Genomic DNA, 4,132 nt, shown 5'->3' with positions numbered 1-4,132 from the left:
GTTTCGCCGCGGCCGGTGCCGGTGGCATGGTGCGCGGCTCGACCGGGCCGGCATCGCCGGCGATCTTGGCGGTCTCGGCCGCGGCCTGCTTGCCGGTCGATGCCGCATCCGGCGACGAGGCCTGCGACACCGCTTGCGGCTTCGTGGCGGGAGCCGCGCCGCCTGCCGAAATCGACCCCAGCAGCGCGCCGACACCGACCGTCTCGCCTTCCTTGACGGTGATCTCACCCAGCGTGCCGGCGGCGGCGGCAGGCACCTCCACCGTCACCTTGTCGGTCTCGAGCTCGACCAGCGGTTCATCGGCGGCGATTGTATCGCCAACCTTCTTGAACCATTTGCCGACGGTCGCTTCAGTGACGGATTCGCCGAGAGTGGGAACGCGGATTTCGGTAGCCATTGTGCCTGTCCGTTTTCTTTCGGTTCTGTTGTTCGCCCAGATCTTCTCTATTCACCAAGCGCGTCTTCGAGCAAGGCGGCGAGTTGGGCGAGATGCTTCGACATCAGTCCGGTCGCCGGCGAAGCGGCGGCCGGACGGCCGGTGTAGCGCACCCGCTGATGCTTGGCGTCGATATGCGCCAGCACCCATTCCAGATACGGGTCGATGAACGACCAGGCGCCCATGTTCTTGGGCTCCTCCTGGCACCACACCATCTCGGCATTGCGGAACCGCGACAGTTCGGTGATCAGCGCCTTGGCCGGGAACGGGTAAAGCTGCTCGACGCGCAGCAGATAGATGTCGTTGATGCCGCGCTTTTCGCGCTCCTCATAGAGGTCGTAATAGACCTTGCCCGAACACAGCACGACGCGGCGGATCTTGGAATCCTTGACCAGCTTGATCGCTTGTCCGGAAAGCAGCTGCGCATCGTCCCACAGCAACCGGTGGAACGAGCTTTCGCCCGAAATTTCCGGCAGCGTCGACACCGCCCGCTTGTGGCGCAGCAGCGACTTCGGCGTCATCAGAATCAGCGGCTTGCGGAAGTCGCGCTTCAGCTGCCGGCGCAATATGTGGAAGTAGTTGGCCGGCGTGGTGCAGTTGGCGACTTGCATGTTGTCTTCGGCGCAAAGCTGCAGGAAGCGTTCGAGCCGGGCCGAGGAATGTTCCGGACCCTGGCCTTCATAGCCATGCGGCAACAGGCAGACGAGGCCCGACATTCTGAGCCACTTGCGTTCGCCTGACGAGATGAACTGGTCGAACACCACCTGGGCGCCGTTGGCGAAGTCGCCGAACTGCGCTTCCCACAAGGTCAGCGCCTTGGGCTCGGCCAGGCTATAGCCATATTCGAAGCCCAGAACCGCCTCTTCCGACAGCATCGAGTTGATGACTTCATAGCCGGCCTGAGCCGCCGACAGATTGTTGAGCGGGATGTAGCGGGTCTCGTCGCGCTGGTCGTAGAGCACGGAATGGCGCTGCGAGAAGGTGCCGCGTTCGGAATCCTGCCCCGACAGGCGGATCGGATTGCCGTCGAGCAGGATCGCGCCAAAGGCCAGCGCCTCGGCCGTCGACCAGTCGATGCCTTCGCCGGACTCGATCGCCTGGCGGCGGTTTTCGAGGAAACGGATGATCGTCTTGTGCGCCTCGAAATCCTTCGGCACCTCGGTCAGCTTCCTGCCGATTTCCTTCAGTGTCTTGACCGGCACGGCGGTCTTGCCGCGCCGCTGTTCGTCCTGGTTGTCGGCAGTGCGCAGGCCCGACCAGGCGCCGTCGAGCCAGTCAGCCTTGTTGGGCTTGTAGTGCTGGCCGACTTCCCATTCGGATTCCAGATGCGCCCGCCAGTCGGCTTTCAACTGGTCGAGCTCGGCCTGGGTGAGGTGACCCTCGGCGATCAGCCGGTCGCCATAGATCTGCACCGTCGTCTTGTGGTTGCGGATGTTGCGGTACATGATCGGCTGGGTGAAGGCCGGTTCGTCGCCCTCATTGTGGCCGAAGCGGCGATAGCAGAACATATCGACCACAACAGGCTTGAAAAACTTCATGCGAAACTCGATCGCCACCTTGGTGGCGTGCACCACGGCTTCCGGGTCGTCGCCATTGACGTGGAAGATCGGTGCTTCGATCATCTTGGCGACGTCGGACGGATAGGGCGAGGAGCGCGAAAAGCGCGGGTTGGTGGTGAAACCAATCTGGTTGTTGATGATGAAATGCAGCGTGCCGGCGACGCGGTGGCCGCGCAGGCCGGACAGGCCGAGGATCTCGGCGATCACGCCCTGACCGGCGAAGGCGGCATCGCCATGCAGCAAGAGCGGCAGCACCTTGGCGCGCTCTTCCAGCGGCACGATTTCCTCGCGGCTGCGGCCGAACAGATAATCCTGCTTGGCGCGCGCCTTGCCCATCACCACCGGATCGACGATTTCCAGATGCGAGGGGTTGGCGGTCAAGGACAGATGCACCTTGTTGCCGTCGAATTCGCGGTCCGACGAGGCGCCTAGATGGTACTTGACGTCGCCCGAGCCTTCGACCTCATCGGGTGCCGCAGAGCCGCCCTTGAACTCGTGGAAGATGGCGCGGTGGGGCTTGGCCATGACCTGGGAGAGCACGTTCAGCCGGCCGCGATGCGCCATGCCGAGCACGATTTCCTTCATGCCGAGCTGGCCGCCGCGCTTGACGATCTGCTCCAGCGCCGGGATCAGCGCCTCACTGCCATCGAGGCCGAAGCGCTTGGTGCCCTTGTACTTGACGTCGATGAACTGCTCGAAGCCTTCAGCCTCGACCAGCTTCTGCAGGATCGCCTTCTTGCCGGCGGCGGTGAAGGTGATCTCCTTGTCGGCACCCTCGATGCGCGCCTGGATCCAGGCCTTTTCCTCAGGGTCGGAAATATGCATGAACTCGACGCCGAGCGTGGAGCAATAGGTGCGGGTCAGGATTTCCAGCATCTGCCGGATGCTGCCGAATTCAAGCCCCAGCACATTGTCGAGGAAGATCGGCCGGTCGTAATCGGCTTCGGTGAAGCCGTAGTTTTCCGGCGACAGCTCGTTGTAGTCCTCGAGCGGCTTGGCGATGCCGAGCGGATCGAGATTGGCGTGCAGATGGCCGCGCATGCGGTAGGCGCGGATCATCATGATGGCGCGCACCGAATCGCGCGTCGCCTGGTGCACGTCGGCGTCGGACAGGACGACGCCATTGGTGACCGCCTTGTCCTTGACCTTCTTTTCGATCGTCTTCTCGACGATGCCCCAATTGCCGTCGAGCGCCGACACCAGTTCGCCATTGGCCTGCAGCGGCCAGGAGGGCTTGGCCCAGGAGGCGCCCTTGGCGTTCCTGCGCACATCGCCGGAATCGTCTTTCAGCCCGGCGAAGAACTCCTGCCATTCGGGATTGACCGAGGCTGGATCGTCCTCATAGGCGGCGTAAAGCGCGTCGATGTAATCGGCATTGCCGCCATAGAGGAAAGAGGTGAGAGAAAATTGGTCGTTGGCCTGATCTTGTCTTGCCATTTTTGTCCGCGGAGCCCGGCTCCGTCTCCTGTTTTTGGAGGGGAGTAGGGGAATAAGGGAATAGGGGAGCAGGGCTTTTTGCCGCTGCTATTTTCCCTACTGCCCTACTCCCTTACTCCCCTATTCCCTTACCCTTTGATCGCTTCGACCAAGGTCGTGCCCAGCCTTGCCGGCGACGGCGAAACTTTTATCCCGGCCGATTCCATCGCCGCGATCTTGTCTTCGGCGCCGCCCTTGCCGCCGGAGATGACCGCGCCGGCGTGGCCCATGGTGCGGCCGGCCGGCGCCGTGCGCCCGGCGATGAAGCCGGCCATCGGCTTCTTGCGGCCACGCTTGGCTTCGTCCTTGAGGAACTGCGCGGCGTCTTCCTCGGCCGAACCGCCGATCTCGCCGATCATGATGATCGACTTGGTCTCCTCGTCGGCGAGGAACATCTCGAGCATGTCGATGAACTCGGTGCCTTTGACGGGGTCGCCGCCAATGCCGACGGCGGTGGTCTGGCCGAGGCCGACATTGGTGGTCTGGAACACTGCCTCATAAGTAAGCGTTCCCGACCGCGAAACAACGCCGACCGAGCCCTTGCGGAAGATGTTTCCGGGCATGATGCCGATCTTGCATTCGTGGGGCGTCAGCACGCCCGGGCAGTTCGGGCCGATCAGCCGCGAGGTCGAACGGTCGAGCCTGGCCTTGACCCTGATCA

At 63.0% G+C, this 4,132-nt stretch carries 2 protein-coding genes and 1 pseudogene; all 3 read right to left on the bottom strand.

The genetic code is table 11. The annotated features are described in order from the left end of the window. Positions 1 to 397, bottom strand: a 397-nt coding sequence (locus EN925_RS25790) for a biotin/lipoyl-containing protein (protein ID WP_348630366.1), incomplete at its 3' end; no start/stop codon positions are given. 47 nt (positions 398 to 444) lie between these two features. Further along, entirely contained in the window at positions 445 to 3,432 is a 2,988-nt protein-coding gene (locus tag EN925_RS25785) for a 2-oxoglutarate dehydrogenase E1 component (RefSeq protein ID WP_027163286.1), read from the bottom strand. A 128-nt stretch (positions 3,433 to 3,560) separates the two neighbouring features. Next, positions 3,561 to 4,132 (bottom strand): annotated as a pseudogene (locus EN925_RS25780) (succinate--CoA ligase subunit alpha); the annotation flags it as partial.

Source organism: Mesorhizobium sp. M7A.F.Ca.US.006.04.2.1, assembly GCF_004022915.1.
Classification (GTDB): Bacteria; Pseudomonadota; Alphaproteobacteria; order Rhizobiales; family Rhizobiaceae; genus Mesorhizobium; species Mesorhizobium ciceri.
This window is presented reverse-complemented; position numbering and strand designations above follow the sequence as displayed.